The following is a 12,926-nucleotide window of genomic DNA, read 5'->3' as shown; positions in this document are numbered from 1 at the left end:
AAGGCATGAGGCAATGGATAGGCAGTGCGCTGGCTCGCTACCTCGGCGCACCGGGGCATACCGCGAGCATCGGGTTCCCCACCGACACGGTGCTGCTGGCCGCCTGCGTGCGCCCGGGCGACGTGATCCTGGTGGAGGGCAACTCGCGCGTGAGCACGGCGATCAAGTACCTGACGCAGTCCACCTGGTCGCACGCGGCGCTCTACGTGGGGCCGATCGCCGGTGGTGGGGACGGGGCGCTCGATGTGGTCGAGGCCGACATCAGCGCCGGTGTGCGCGCGGTGCCGCTGGCGGCCTTTGCCGGCCTGCACTGCCGCATCTGCCGGCCGGCCAGCCTGCGCGCCGACGAAGCACAGGCCGTGTGCAGGTTCGCCGTGCAGCGCCTGGGCCACCACTACGACCTGAAAAACATCGTCGATCTGGCGCGCTACCTGCTGCCCACGCCACCCGTGCCCACGCGCTGGCGCCGCCGCCTGCTCGCGCTGGGCAGTGGCGACCCCACGCGCGCCATTTGCTCGACGCTGATCGCGCAGGCCTTCGCGTCGGTCAACTACCCCATTCTGCCCATCGTCGAGGTGGCCCTGCTGAACGATCCGCACTGCCAGGACTGCGTGCGCCAGATCCTGCACGTGCGCCACCACAGCCTGTACACGCCGCGCGATTTCGACGTCTCGCCGTATTTCCAGGTGGTCAAGCCGACGCTGGAGGCGGGCTTCGACCACCACCGCTTGGTCTGGGCATAGGCAGGAACTCCCCCGCAGCGCTTCGCGCCGCTTGATCCGGTCGGTGGCTCGCGTCACGGGTCTCGGTTATGGTCCTTCCATGAACCGCGACGCCATCCCTCCCGAAACCTGGCACGCGCTGGCCGCCGCTGACGCGCTGCAGACCCTCGCCGCCAGCGAGGCCGGCCTCTCCAGCCGCGAAGCGCGTGAGCGCCTGGCCCGGCACGGCCCCAACCAGCTCGCCGCCGCCGAGCGCCCGGGCTGGCTGCGGCGCTTTGCGGCGCAGTTCCACAACCTGTTGATCTATGTCTTGCTGGCCGCAGGCTTCACCACGCTCTGGCTGGAGGACGTCATCGACGCCGCCGTGATCTTCGGCGTGGTGCTCATCAACGCGGTGATCGGCTTCGTCCAGGAAGGCAAGGCCGAACGCGCGCTCGAAGCGGTGCACGCCATGCTGGCCAGCCGCGCCATGGTGCTGCGCGACGGCGAGCGCCACGAGATCGACGCCGCGCAACTGGTTCCGGGCGACGTGGTGCTGATCGAGTCGGGCACGCGCGTGCCGGCCGACCTGCGCCTGCTGGCCGCGAAGAACCTGCGCATCGACGAGGCCGCGCTCACCGGCGAGTCGCTGCCGGTGGACAAGGACAGTGCGCCGGTGGCACCGCTGGCGCCGCTGGCCGAGCGCGCCGGCATGGCCTACGCCGGCACCGTGGTGGCGGTGGGGCAGGGCACGGGCCTGGTGGTGGCCACCGGTGCGCGCACCGAGATCGGCCGCATCGGGCGCATGGTCTCGGAGCTGCGGACCCTGGCCACGCCGCTCACGCGCCGGCTCGACCAGTTCGCGCGTCAGATCACCTTTTTCATCCTGCTGGTGAGCGTGGCGACCTTTCTGTGGGGTAGCCGGGTGGGCGGCCTGCCGCCGCTCGATATCTTCCTGGCCGTGGTGGGCCTGGCCGTGGCCGCGATCCCCGAAGGCCTGCCCGCCATCGTCACCATCACGCTGGCCATCGGCACCGCCGCCATGGCCGGGCAGCGCGCCATCGTACGGCGCCTGCCGGCGGTGGAGACGCTGGGCTCGGTGGGCGTGATCTGCACCGACAAGACCGGCACGCTGACGAAGAATGAAATGACCGCGGTGCGTGTGATGGTGGTGGCCGACAGCGTGGACGTGAGCGGTGCCGGCTACGCGCCCGAGGGCGGTTTTCATGTCGATGGCCAGACCATCATGCCCGAGCGCCACGACGGCGTGATGCGCCTGTCGCGCTGTGCCCTGCTGTGCAACGACGCGCAGCTGCACCACGACGCGGCGGGTGGCTGGACGCTGGCCGGCGACCCGACCGAAGGCGCGCTGCTCACGCTGGCGCTCAAGGCCGGGCTGGACCTGGCCGCCGAGACCGCGCGCGCCCCGCGCATCGACAGCCTGCCCTTCGAGTCGGAAAACCGCTACATGGCCACGCTGCACCACGACCACCATGGCCGCGTGCTGGCCCTGCTCAAGGGCGCGCCCGAGCGTGTGCTGGGCCTGTGCGTGCGCGACGCGGCGGGCCAGCCGCTGGACGCCGCGGCCTGGCAGGCGCGCATGGACGGGGCCGCGCGCCAGGGCCAGCGCGTGCTGGCCCTGGCCGAGTGCGAGCTGCCCGCGGGCACCAGCGAACTCACGCTGGAGCACATCACGCCGCGCTTCACCCTGCTCGGTCTGGTGGGACTGATGGACCCGCCGCGCCCCGAGGCGGTGGCCGCGGTCACTGAGTGCCTGCAGGCCGGCGTGCGCGTGCTCATGATCACCGGCGACCATGCCACCACGGCCGCCGCCATCGGCGCCAGCCTGGGCCTGCGCGACGGCGACCCGATCACCGGCAGCGAAATCGACACCCTGGACGACGCGGCCCTGACCACCCGCCTGGGCCAGACCGACGTGGTCGCGCGCGCCAGCCCCGAACATAAATTGCGCCTGGTGGCCGCGCTGCAGAGCCAGGGTGAGTTGGTGGCCATGACGGGCGACGGCGTGAACGACGCGCCCGCGCTCAAGGCCGCTGACATCGGCGTGGCCATGGGCCAGCGGGGGACGGATGCCGCGCGCGAGGCGGCCGACCTGGTGCTCACCGACGACAACTTCGCCACCATCGCCCACGCGGTGCGCGAAGGCCGCCGTGTGTTCGACAACATCAAGAAGTCGCTGTTGTTCATCCTGCCCACCAACGGCGGCGAGGCCGGCCTGATCCTGATCGCGGTGTTCGCGGGCCTGGCGCTGCCGGTCACGGCCGGGCAGATCCTTTGGGTCAACATGGTCACCAGCATCACGCTGGACATGGCGCTGGCCTTCGAGCCCGCCGAAGACGGCGTGATGCGCCGCCCGCCGCGTCCGGCCGGCGAACCGCTGATCACGCGGCTGCTGTTCGTGCGTATCGCCTACATCACGGTGCTGATGGTGGCGGCCACCTTCGTGGTCTACGGCTGGGAGCTCTCGCGCGGCAGCTCCATCGAAGTGGCGCGCACCGCGGTGGTCAACATGTTGGTGATGAGCGAGATCTTCTACCTGTTCAACGTGCGCCATTTCACCGCCAGCGCCTTCCGCTGGGAGACCCTGGCGGGCAACGCCATCGCGATCTGGGCCTGCGTGATCACGCTGGGGCTGCAGGCGCTGTTCACCTACGCGCCGCCGATGCAGGCGCTGTTCGGCACGGCGCCGCTGGATGCGTGGTCGTGGCTGCTGATCACCGCGCTGGCGAGCGCGAAGTTCGTGGTGGTGGAAATCGAGAAGGCGGTGTTGCGCCGCTTCGGGGTGCGGCGCATGTGACGCGGGCGCCGCGAGGCGCCCCGCACCCGATCGGGCGGCCGCCTCAGTCGGTGGCCGTGAGCTCGTGCACCACGTTCGCGACGGAACCGGCGTCGGGCAGGTGCGAGATGGCGCCAATGAGCTCGTCGCGCACCTGGCCCAGCAGCGCGTCAAAGCGGGCCGCGTCCACGCCCAGGGCGGTGGCGAACGACTTCACCATGGCGCGCTCTTCGGCGCTCAGGTGGCCGTCGGCATGGCCGGTCATGAGGCACATCAGCACCAGGGTGTCGGCCACGGAGGCCGGGCAACCGGCCATGGCCTGGGCGTCGAAGGCGTGGCTGCCCGACAGCACCGAGGCGGTGCTCGGCATGTCCGCCGTGCGCGAGCTTTCGTAGAACTGCCCGATCAGGGCCGCTTCGGCGGGGTGGATGCCGTCCACCTGGGCCACCGCGAGCATGGCTTGGGTCAGCTGGATGAGCTGGGGTGCACTCAGGTTCTGGTCTTGAATGGCGTTCATGGTTGGGGTCCTCATCGGTGGTGGGTCAGCGGGGCAGGGCGCGCCGTTTGGCGGCGATCAGGTCGTTCTGGATGTCGGCGATGGCCATGTTGCGGAAACGCTGGGGCAGCATGGAGCGGCGCGAGGTCTCCGACACCGCGAGCAGCTCCATGAACTCGATCATGTCGCGTTCCTGCGGTGGCATGAAGTCGGCCGCTGCGGCGGTGAGCGCATCGGCGTTCAGCGGCGTGGCCTGGTTGCGGGCCAGTTCCACGGCCAGCAGGGACAGCGCTTCGAGGTCGGCGTTGGAGTAGCCGGTCAAGGTGTCGCACAGGGCCAGCAGTTCATCGGTGGTGGCGACGCAGGGTTCTTCGTAGCGCGAGAGCACCGCCTGCAGCACCTGCACGCGCTCGGCCGCCGTGTCGCAGTAGAAGAACGGGATCTTGCGGTCCAGCCGGCCCGGGCGCTTGATGTCGGTGTCGAGCTTGTCGGGGCGGTTGGTCATCATCACGAACAGCACCTGGCCCCGATTCTCCGGCTCGGCCATGAATTCCTTGAGCCGCGCGATCACGCGCGAACTGGTGCCGCCGTCGCTGTCTTCGCCGCCGCCCGAGCCGAAGCTGCGGTCGCCCTCGTCGATGATCACGGCGATCGGCCCCATGGCCTTGACCGTGGCCAGCACGCGCTCCAGGTTGGCTTCGGTGGAGCCCACCCACTTGGAGCGGAAGTTCTTCAGCGCCACGGCCGACAGGCCCGCTTCTTTCAGGAAGGCCTTGATGACGAAGGTCTTGCCCGAGCCCATGGGGCCGACCGCCAAGAGGCCCATGGGGGTCAGCGTGGTTTCGCCGGCCTTGAGGTTCTGGGCGATCGCCATCAGCTCGTGCTTGATGTGTTCGTGTCCGCCGACCGCCGAGAGGCCGTGTTTGGGTTCGATGAACTCGATCAGGCCCGCGCATTCCTTTTCGATCATCTCGCGCTTGCGCGTGTGGATGACCTGGAGCACCTCCTGGTCGGCGTCGCCGGTGGGCAGTGTCTTGCCGGGTTCGATCAGGCGCGTGATCTCGGCCGGGGTCATGCCGGCGGTGATGGTCGCCAGCGTGTCGGCCCGCGCCTCGGCATCGGGCGTGCCCTGCAGCAGGGTCTGGATCAGCTGGCGACGCTCGGGTTCGCTCAGGCCGTGGCCCTTGGAACTGGCCAGGATGTTGGCCAGCTGCACGGTGCGCAGCCCGCTGGTGCGTTCGGAAAACAGGGTCTGCTGGTGTTCGCTGAGCTTGGGCGCGAAAAAGCCGATCACCCGCTTGCGCAGTGGCAGGTCGGGCATGGGGATCTCGATGGCCGCGACCTTGGGGTTGGACAGCAGGCCCGGGTTGATCGCGTTGAGCGACTCGGTGATCAGGACGATGATGTTGTCGCCGTTGGTCAGGGTCTGGTCCAGCGACCAGCGGTGAAACACCAGGTAGGTCTGGCGGTCGGGTTGCGCCATGAAGCTCGGGTCGCCCGCGGGCAGCAGAGCGTCGGCGTACGGCACGATCACGGCGGTGGACTGCTGGGCGCGCATGCGCTTTTCCAGGGCGTGCAGCGAGGCCAGCAGGTCGGGTTCGCTCTGCGCTTCGAGTTCACGCTCCAGCGCTTTGCGCTTGTCGTCGACGGACGCCCCGGACAGCACCCGGATGCCGCGCTCCAGGCTGATTTCGCAGACGTGCTGCTTGGTGTCCTTGAACAGCTCCTGCACCAGGAACGAGCCCAGGTTGTGCAGCGTGTCGCCGACCAGGTAGTTGTCGAACACGTTGCGGTACAGCACGAAGGTGGACGCCTCGCCGGCCAGGTATTTCTGCCGCAGGACCTCCGCCCAGCGGGGCAGTTCGTTGCGGGGGAGCGCGGGTGCGGTCATGCGGGGCTCGGCGCTCAGAGGTTCTTGACCGGCGCGGCCTGCGCGGCCGCGCGGGCCTGCTTCATGGCTTCGAGCTGGGCCTTGGCGGTCACGCTGCCGCTGCTTTGGCGCAGCTTGTTGAGCCGCACGTCGAGGTCCGAGTTCTGCAGCTCGGCGCCCAGGCTGGCCTGCGCCACCTGGCTCTTGATGTGGTCGCGCACCGCGCCGAGCGCCTGCACCTCGGCGTCCACCGACAGGCCATCGAGCTGACCCTGGATCTTGAGCCGCGCCTGGGCGCTGTGCATCTGCGCCAGCATGCGTTCCTTCTCGGCCTTGAGCTTGTCGATCTCGGTCTTCACCTGGATCAGTGAATCCTTGGCGTTGTCGGCGTCGGCGGTGGCCTGGGTGGCGTCGGCGCGAAGTTCGGCGATGGCGGCGTCCAGCGAGTTCTTTTTCTGGATCAGCACCACGGCCAGGTCGTCCTGGTTGGTGGCGAGCGCCGCTTCCAGATCGGTGCTGACGCTGGCGAGCTCGCGCTCATGGGTTTCCAGCCGCGAGGTGATTTCCAGCCGCCTCGCGATGATGGCGCCCGTCGCGGCCTTGAGCTGGGTGTATTTCTCGATCATCGAGGCGATCGCGTTCTGGTAGGCGATCTCGGGGTGCTCTTTCTCGATGTCCGAGACCCAGAGGGAGATGAAACCGCTCCACAGATTGGCGAGGCGGGCGAAGATTGCGTTGTTGGCCATGGGTTCTCCTGGTTGAATGTGTTGGGGTGTCAGGCTTTGAGGCGTTGCGCGGCCTGTCGCGCGGCGGGGTTCGCCGCGGTGGACGCTGCACGGGCGGCTGGGGGTTGGTCCATCTCGAACAGATCGGCCGGACCGAATTCGGCCGCCACTTCTTCGGCGATGCGCAGGCGCGAGAGCGAGTCTTCGAGCTTGCTGCCCATGTCGGTGGCGTAAGGCGAGGTGATCACCAGCTGGTACACCTCTTCCATCTTGTCGGGCATGGAAATCAGCGTGGCTTCGAGCGCGCTGCGGCGCACCGCGAGCCGGCGCGAGCGGTTCATGACCTCGTTGTATTCACTCAGGGTGGCTCGCAACTGCCGCGCCTCTTCGTCCGACAGCGCGGGGTTTTTCAACTGGGCCTCGATGCCGGCGATGCGTTTGGCCACCTGGTCTTCGCTGGTGCGGTCCTTGCGCTGGCGCAGCGAGGCATTGACCGTGCACAGGCCAAGGTAGTCCACCGTGAGGGCGTCGAGCTTTTCCACGTCCTGCCGGGTGAGCGAGGTGTGGCGGTCGCTGGCGGTCTGGTAGAGCGCCTGCACGCGTTCCCACATGTGCTGGTAGGTGGACAGGGCGCTGGTTTCACCGCGGTCGCGCAGCTCGGCGATCAGTTGCTGGCGCCGCTGGGTCAGGGCCTGGTGACGTTGTTCGCGATCCACCCAGGCGCGAAACGAGGGCAGGCTCGGGATGGCCAGCGCGGCGAGGATTTCGGTCCCCACCGCCACCGTGCCCACCAGGGCCAGGCCCGCCCAGCCCATGGGAATGGACGCAAAAATGGCCACCACACCGGCCGCCAGCAGGGCGACCCGGTTGTGCGGGTGCTTCAGGAAAGCGCCCAGGTAGGAAGGTTGGCTGCTCAATGGCGAGGGGTCCGTGTCACTTGGCGAATCGGGCCCAGACGCGCGCGATCTCCTGCTGGTCCCGCTCGGTGAGGATGGGGATGGGCGAGGAGCGGCTGAGCGCGGTGGTGCTGGGCACCACGGCCGGGTTGGACTTCACGCTGTCGCTCATGAACTCGCCGGCCTTGAGGTTGGCGTTGGCGTAGCCCACGGTGTTGGAGATCTTCGCGATCACCTGCGGCCGCATCAGGTAGTCGATGAAGAGGTGGGCGGCGCGCTTGTTCTTGGCGTTCGCGGGCACGGCCATGGCGTCGATGGCGAGCAGGCCACCGTCGGCCGGCACGCGGTATTCCACCGCGTTGCGCGACTTGCCCTGCGCCTGCACGGCATCGCCCGAGAACCCGATGGCCACGCAGATCTTGCCGGTGGCCAGCGCGTCGATGAACTGGTCGGTGGGGATCACCTTGACGGTGCCCGCCAGGCGCTGCAACACCTGTTCGGCCGCGGCGATGGAGTTCTTGCCGTCCCATTTGCCCTGTCCGCCGGCCATGGCGGCGAGGGGCACCACGTCGGAGGCCGAGTCGACCACGCCGACGCCGCAGGACTGGAAGCGGCGCGCGATGGCCGGGTCGAACACCGAGCCCAGCGCGTCCATGGCGTAGCCGGGGTAGGCCTTGGACGTGAGCTTGGGGTTCCAGGCGATGCCCACCGTGTACCACATGTAGGGCAGGCTGTAGGCGCCGTCCTTGTCCCAGGCGCGCAGGGTCGCGTCCACCCGCGGGTCGATGTTGTTCAGGTTCTTCAGGCTGGCCTTGTCGAGCTTGCCCAGCAGGCCCTGGCTGGCCATGCCCGGCACCGCGTTGGCGGTGGGGAACACCACGTCGTAGGGCACACCGCCCGCGCTCAGCTTGGCCTGCAGGTCGTCGTTGCCGGCAAAGATGTCGTAGACCACGCGGATGTTGTATTCCTTCTCGAAGTCCTGCAGCACGCCGGCGTCGATGTAGTCGGGCCAGTTGAGCACCCGCACCGTTTCCTTGGCGCTGGCGCCCGCGCCGTTCACGGCGCGGCGCAGGTTCATCAGCACGGTGGAGGTGATCAGGCCGTCCACGCTCACGCCCTGGGACTCCTGGAAGGCTTCGGTGGCGACCTGGGTCTGCGGGCCGAAGGTGCCGTCCAGCGGGCCGGCGTTGAAGCCGAGCTTGCCGAGCAGGATCTGCGCTTCACGCAGGCCCTGGGCGTCCACGATCTTTTCCTTGCCCTTGTAGTTGCCGGCCGACCAGTTCTGGCTTTGCCAGATGTGGCGGCGGATGGCGTTGAGCAGCGCGTCGTTGACTTCGCTGGTGGGCGCCAGGCCGGCGCGGGCGGCGAAGCTGCGGATGGCCGCCTGCGTGGCGGGCGTGAGCGTGCCGGTGGGGGCTTCGCGCAGCAGGCCCATGCGGGCCAGTAGGCGCTGCGCAGATTCCACCTTCGGATTGCGCGCGCCGGCCGCCGCGGTGGGCGCGGCCTTGGGCTCGGCCGTGCCGAACACGAAGCCCTGGGCCTGCGCGGCACCGGCGATCCAGACGCTGCCCACCAGGGTCGCGCTCAAGGCAAGGGTGTGAAATTTCATGGGAAACCTTTTCAACAGGAAGCGCCGGGCCTTCACTGGCCCGCGGCGAAACAGATGGTATTGCGCGACTGGGCCAACTGGAACAGGCGCGCCGCGGCGTCCTGGTTCGCGGGAATGCCGCCCTGGCCCTTCAGGGTCATCTCACCCAGGTGGCAGGCCGCCCCGCCGTTGCCGCCCTGCACGGCCTGCTCCAGGTGGCCACGCGCCTGGGCGAACTCGCCGCGCTCCATCAACTGGCGCCCAAGCTCGGCGTGTTCGGCCGGCGACAGGGCGCCGTTGGCGGCGCTGCTGGCCTCGTTCGGCAGCGGGGCCGGGGACGGCGGTGTTTCGTTGGCGGCGGTGGGTGGCGCGTAGGGGTCCTGCGCGGGTGGGGTGGTCACGGTGGCGGGCGTTGCCGCTTCCGGGGCGGTTTCCGTGGTGGTCTGGGGGGCAGCGCCGAAGCGTTCCTTCAGCGCCAGATGCCACACGGCCGACGCCATGGCGCCGACCACGGCCAAGCCAATCAGTCCTTTGGAGAGGGGGGTCAAGCTGGCCATGGCGTCATTCTTGTGAGGGTGTGGCGGGGGCGCCGAACTGGGTGGACAGGCCCTGGAACTGCCGGCTGAGCTGGGACAGGCTGGCCAGCTCGGCCGCGGTGCGGTCCTGCGCCGCCTTGAGCTGGGCTTCCTGGGTGGCCAGCTCCTGGGCGGCCCGGGTGGTTTCGCGGGTCGCCAGGGCGTCGAGCTCGGCCATCTGCTGGCGGATGTCGCCCACCACTTTTTCGCGGCGCGCGGCCACCGCTTCCATGCGGGCGCGCGTGTCGCGTTCCAGCGCCTGCAGATTCAGTTGCAGCAGTTCGGCGTGCATGGCCAGGGCCTGGACCTTGGCGGCCGCGTCGGCCAGCGGGTCTTCGATCGTCCAGGATTCGTCGGCGGCGTCCATCGCTTTGATGGCCATGAGCCGCGTGGCCTCGTCCATGGCGCTGAGCCCGTCCACCAGCCGAAGCAGCCGCTCCGCGGGATAGAGGGAAGGCGCCACACCCGCCTGGGCGTAGACGGCATCGAGGTCGAGCGGGGCCGCGACGGCGGCACTGGGCGTGGCCACCGGTTCAGCAGCTTCCTGTGCGGGCGCCAGCTCGGCCTGGCTGGGGCGTGCCTGGGGCGGCGGCTCCACGGGCGCGTCCATCTTGACCAGCCCGGCCTTTTCCAGGAAGCCCAGCATTCCCTTCATGTCTTGTTCTCCCGCAGGGTGTTGATACGCGGTGCTTTCGCACCGGATGGGGTGTGGCCGGACCGATCGCTGCCAAGGGCCCACGGCACCGGGAAGCACCCTCGCGGGAGTTTAATGCCAAGCGTGGCGCGGGTCAGCGCCCACACGCCCCTTCACCGGAAGCGCTGCCACCCCCAGCCGATGCGCAGCACGATGGTGATGCCGCACAACGCCGCAAAGCCGTAGGCGATGGGCGCGAACCACTGTGGCCACAGGCACATGGCGGCGAAGGCAGTGATGGTTTCGGTGGCTTCGGTCAGGCCACCCAGGAAATAGAAGCTCTTGTCCGGAAACGCCAGCGACTGCAGCCGGCGCTTTTCGGCCACGGCGGCGAAGGCCAGGAAGCTGCTGCCGGTGCCGATGAACGCGGCGAGCAGCACGGCGGCGGGCAGGGCATTGGCCACCGGGTCGGCGAGGGCGAAGGCCAGCGGAATGGCGGCGTAGAACAGAAAATCGAGCGTGATGTCCAGAAAGCCGCCGCGGTCGGTCGGGGTGGTGGCGCGGGCCACCGCGCCGTCGAGCCCGTCCATCAGGCGCGAGAGCAGCAGCAGCGCCAGGCCCGGCAGGAACTGCTGGAAGGCAATGGCGGCGGCCGCGGCCATGCCGGTGGCGAAACCGGCGACGCTGATGGCGTCGGCCCCCACGCCCAGGCGCACCAGGCCACGCGCGGCCCGCGTCATGGCCGGGCGCAGGGCGCGTTGAACGGCTTTATCCAGCATGGGCCAGTTCTATCGGTCGTGACGGATCGGGCACGTCGATCGCAGTTGTTGGGATCATTGGCATTGAACGGTGGAGGAAACCGTTGCTCCACCATTGCTGGAGCCAGGCCGCCAGCAACTGCGGGTCTTTCAATTGCTGGGTTTCGAGGCGCTGCTCGGTTACCCGCTCAATGCTGTGACCGGGTTGCTGCAAGGCTTGAATGAAGCCTGCTTCGTCCGCATCGAGGGAACTGAAATGCGGCTGCAGTCCTTGCCGCCAGACGATCAACGGCAAGGGCTGTTCCAGCGCCAGGGCCGGCGCCACCTCTTCGTCGGCGTCGATGGCCTTCCAGATCGCCAGCGCCGTGGTGCGCATTTCAAGGAAGCGCACCGTCGGGTGCAGCACCGGCCACTGGGTCAGGCAGGCCTCCACGCCCTGGGCCTGGATGTCCGCGAGTTGCCAGGTCGCTTCGTCGGCCGCGTCGAACACGCTGCGCAAGGCCCACTCCAGTTCAGCCAGCTCGCGCAGCACCGGGTGGTCCGGGTACACCCGACCCAGGTGTTCGGCGAATCGGTGCCCGTAGCCATTGAGTGGGCCGCCATCGGGTGCCTGCTGTTCCACATAGGCGCGGGCCAGTTCGTCGAAATGGTCGCTGCCCACATACAGGACGGTTTTGGGGAAGATGTCGGCCAGCACCTCGGCCAGGCGGGCACGGTAGGCGTTGTGGTAAATCGCCAGGCCGCGCGGCGCGGGCAATGGCCCGGGCGTGTCGATCGCGGCGGGCACGGCTGCGGGCAGTTCGGGGCTCAGCACGGCATTCGCCATGACGTTCTGGATGGCGTCGAGCGCAGGAGCGTTGATGCATCGACCGGGGGCTGGATTCACGAATGCCGTAGCGCATGGTGTGGCGGCGGCGTGTGGGTGCGGCTCTATGGGCAGGGCCCCGTGTTGCGCGGCGATGCTGCGCGCCTGCTGCAGCTCTTCGAGCAGTTCGACCAGCGGGGGGATGTTGTCGTCGCGCTCGATCATGGTGGCGGTGGGGCCGAACAACTGACAGGCCTGAGCGTACAAGGCCCAGACCTCGGGCGCCACCGGATGATCGTGCGTATCGACGATGTGGTCACCGTTGTTGGCGTGCCCGGCCAGGTGGATCTGGCGCACCCGATCCCTGGACATGGCGCGCAGATACACCAGGGGATCAAAACCGTGATTCACACTGCTGACGTAGATGTTGTTCACATCCACCAGCAGTTCGCAGTCGGCTTCCTGCGCGACGTGAGCGAGGAAGTCCCATTCGGTCTGTCCCGATGCGGAGAAACGCAGGTAGCTTGAAACGTTCTCCACCACCAGCCGGCGCTCCAGAACGTCCTGGGCCTGGCGGATCTGGTCCACCAGCAGGCGGGCGCATTCTTCGGTGTAGGGCAGGGGATACAGGTCGTACAGGGAACGGCCAGACGGGCCAGTCCAGCACAGGTGGTCGGACACCCACATGGGTTCGACGCGGCGGACCAGTGCCTTGATTTTTTTCAGGTAGTCCAGGTTGAGGCCCTGGGCCGATCCAATCGACATGGCCACGCCGTGCATGGCCATGGGGTAGTCGCGCCGGAAGGTGTCGAGCATGCGCAGTGGCTTGCCGCCCTCGACCAGAAAGTTGTCACTGATGATCTCAAGCCAGTCCACCGGCTGGGGGCCTGAGAGAAAGTCGTTGTAGTGTGCGGTTCTCAGACCCAGACCAAAGCCGGGCGAACGGCGTTGTGGCGCCAGCGTGTGGGAAGTGGAATCGCTCATGGTCGCGGTGAGAAGTGAGGGCCGTTGCGGGGTCGACGTGAACGGGTGCTCGAAGCCCGCCGGAAAACACCCCGACGGGTGTTCTCCAGCTGGCCGA

General features: G+C 68.6%; 11 protein-coding genes. 2 read left to right on the top strand and 9 right to left on the bottom strand.

Translation table 11 applies throughout. The features are described from left to right. Positions 1-5 precede the first annotated feature (5 nt). A complete protein-coding gene (locus HTA01S_RS15915; protein ID WP_068173637.1) occupies positions 6-743 on the top strand; it encodes a YiiX/YebB-like N1pC/P60 family cysteine hydrolase in 738 nt (245 codons plus the stop codon). A gap of 79 nt (positions 744-822) precedes the next feature. Then, positions 823-3,519, top strand: coding sequence for a cation-translocating P-type ATPase (locus HTA01S_RS15910; RefSeq protein ID WP_068173636.1), 2,697 nt, complete (start codon positions 823-825; stop codon positions 3,517-3,519). A 43-nt stretch (positions 3,520-3,562) separates the two neighbouring features. Here HTA01S_RS15910 and HTA01S_RS15905 read toward each other — a convergent pair whose 3' ends face one another. From HTA01S_RS15905 to bufB, 9 genes are all read right to left on the bottom strand, one after another. Then, positions 3,563-4,015, bottom strand: a complete 453-nt coding sequence (locus HTA01S_RS15905) for a TerB family tellurite resistance protein (protein ID WP_068173634.1) — start codon at positions 4,013-4,015, stop codon at positions 3,563-3,565. Positions 4,016-4,040: 25 nt separating this feature from the next. Next, entirely contained in the window at positions 4,041-5,885 is a 1,845-nt protein-coding gene (locus HTA01S_RS15900) for an ATP-binding protein (protein ID WP_068173632.1), read from the bottom strand. Between the two features lie 14 nt (positions 5,886-5,899). Next, positions 5,900-6,610 (bottom strand): PspA/IM30 family protein, encoded by a 711-nt coding sequence (locus tag HTA01S_RS15895; RefSeq protein WP_068173630.1) that lies wholly within the window; start codon positions 6,608-6,610, stop codon positions 5,900-5,902. Between the two features lie 29 nt (positions 6,611-6,639). Further along, positions 6,640-7,506 (bottom strand): hypothetical protein, encoded by an 867-nt coding sequence (locus HTA01S_RS15890; protein ID WP_068173627.1) that lies wholly within the window; start codon positions 7,504-7,506, stop codon positions 6,640-6,642. Positions 7,507-7,522: 16 nt separating this feature from the next. After that, the gene (locus HTA01S_RS15885) at positions 7,523-9,094 is read right to left on the bottom strand and encodes an extracellular solute-binding protein (protein WP_068173624.1); all 1,572 of its coding nucleotides are present in this window, start codon (positions 9,092-9,094) and stop codon (positions 7,523-7,525) included. A gap of 32 nt (positions 9,095-9,126) precedes the next feature. After that, positions 9,127-9,630 carry a hypothetical protein gene (locus tag HTA01S_RS15880; protein WP_068173622.1) on the bottom strand — a complete coding sequence of 168 codons (504 nt, stop codon included), beginning with the start codon at positions 9,628-9,630 and terminating at the stop codon, positions 9,127-9,129. Between the two features lie 4 nt (positions 9,631-9,634). Further along, positions 9,635-10,303 carry a chemotaxis protein gene (locus HTA01S_RS15875; protein WP_068173620.1) on the bottom strand — a complete coding sequence of 223 codons (669 nt, stop codon included), beginning with the start codon at positions 10,301-10,303 and terminating at the stop codon, positions 9,635-9,637. A 152-nt stretch (positions 10,304-10,455) separates the two neighbouring features. After that, positions 10,456-11,061, bottom strand: coding sequence for a CDP-alcohol phosphatidyltransferase family protein (locus HTA01S_RS15870; protein WP_068173618.1), 606 nt, complete (start codon positions 11,059-11,061; stop codon positions 10,456-10,458). Then, positions 11,051-12,829: an MNIO family bufferin maturase gene (bufB, locus tag HTA01S_RS25560; protein WP_169804787.1), complete on the bottom strand. Its 1,779-nt coding sequence runs from the start codon at positions 12,827-12,829 to the stop codon at positions 11,051-11,053. The genes HTA01S_RS15870 and bufB overlap by 11 nt, the downstream gene beginning before the upstream one ends. Between the last annotated feature and the right edge of the window lie 97 nt (positions 12,830-12,926).

The organism is Hydrogenophaga taeniospiralis CCUG 15921 (genome assembly GCF_001592305.1).
GTDB classification, from domain to species: Bacteria; Pseudomonadota; Gammaproteobacteria; order Burkholderiales; family Burkholderiaceae_C; genus Hydrogenophaga; species Hydrogenophaga taeniospiralis.
The sequence above is the reverse complement of the archived record's forward strand: the minus strand, read 5'-3'. Positions and strand labels throughout refer to the sequence as shown.